Origin of the sequence: Lysinibacillus sp. NPDC093210 (genome assembly GCF_044753985.1) — a bacterium.
Lineage (GTDB): Bacteria > Bacillota > Bacilli > Bacillales_A > Planococcaceae > Lysinibacillus.
The window spans coordinates 1-1357 of the sequence record NZ_JBIVOE010000024.1 but is presented as its reverse complement, the minus strand read 5'-3'; the positions used below and the strand labels follow the sequence as shown (position 1 = coordinate 1357).

Genomic DNA, 1357 nt, shown 5'->3' with positions numbered 1-1357 from the left:
TGAAGTGACCCCTAAAAGTTAGACACGGTTATTTCATTTAGGCAGCTTGGGTAAACTGAGTTCGGTATTGTACCGGACTCAGTTTTAATTTTGCCTTAATTCGTTTCGTGTTGTAATACGTTATATAGTTTTCAAGTTCCAATTTAAAATGCTCAACACTTTCGAACTCCTTTAAATAAAGAAATTCAGATTTCAAAATCCCAAAGAAATTCTCCATCACCGAGTTATCATAACAGTTGCCTTTACGTGACATACTTTGCACAATGCCTCTTGATTCAAGTGCGTGACGGTATTGCTTCATTTGATAATGCCAGCCTTGGTCGGAATGCATCAGTAATTGGCCTTTCTCTGGTAACTTTTCTAATGCTTTCTCCAACATTTCTGAAACAAGTGAATACGTTGGTCGATGACCAATTGTGTAAGTAATAATTTCTCCGTTAAATAAGTCTAGAACAGGAGATAAATAGAGTTTTTCAGCGAACAATTTAAACTCTGAAATATCTGTTACCCACTTTTCATTAGGGGCTTCAGCTGTAAAATTGCGGTCTAAAATATTCGGTGCGATTTTACCGACTGTCCCTTTATATGATTTATACTTTTTCATTCTGACTACGCACTTTAAATTAAGTGTTTTCATGATACGTTGTACCTTCTTATGATTCACTCTTCGTCCACGATTTGCGAGTTCATCACGAATGCGACGGTATCCGTAACGGCCTTCATGTTCGTTATAGATGGATTGAATTTCGGCCTTTAAGTCGGTATCTGGATCTGGACGATTCAGTTTCTTCACTAAGTCATAATACGTACTACGTGGAATCTGTGCGAATGTAACAAGTGCCTTCACCGAGTATTTATGCCTTAATTCATAGATGATCTTTACTTTGTCTTCTTTGGTGATGTTTCCTTGGCTTGAACTAAGGCGTTCAACTTTTTTAAATACTCGTTTTCCATGCGTAGACGGTCGATTTCTGCTTGAAGTGCTTCAGGTGAGCCTTCTACCGGTGCTTGTTTTGATTGTTTATTCGTTTCTTTTTTCATGGATGGACGCCCCTTTTTCTTTGATTGAAGGGCATCAAATCCTTTTGTTTCGAATTGTTTTCTCCACTTCAGAATCGTGGATGGGGCAGCTATATGGAAGATTGCCGCTGTTTCAAGTAAGGACGTACCGTGTTCAATCATGAAGTTTAGTACGTCTAGTTTAAACTGTGCTGTATAGTTTGTATACGATTTTATAAATGCTTCTACACCGTTATGCTCATATTGTTTAGCCCAAGTAAGAATTGCCTTATTATCTGTCCCAATCGATTTAGCAATTTCATGTGAACTTTCTTTGCCTTCTAAGTATCGTAAAGCT

At 37.7% G+C, this 1357-nt stretch carries 1 protein-coding gene; it reads right to left on the bottom strand.

Annotated features, from left to right (window positions below; genetic code table 11):
• Positions 1–37 precede the first annotated feature (37 nt).
• A protein-coding gene (locus ACIP9C_RS23090) for an IS3 family transposase (protein ID WP_401015201.1) occupies positions 38–1357 on the bottom strand; the annotation gives its coding sequence in 2 pieces (ribosomal slippage) (positions 38–939 and positions 939–1357; 1321 coding nt annotated over the 2 pieces). This gene is flagged as partial in the annotation.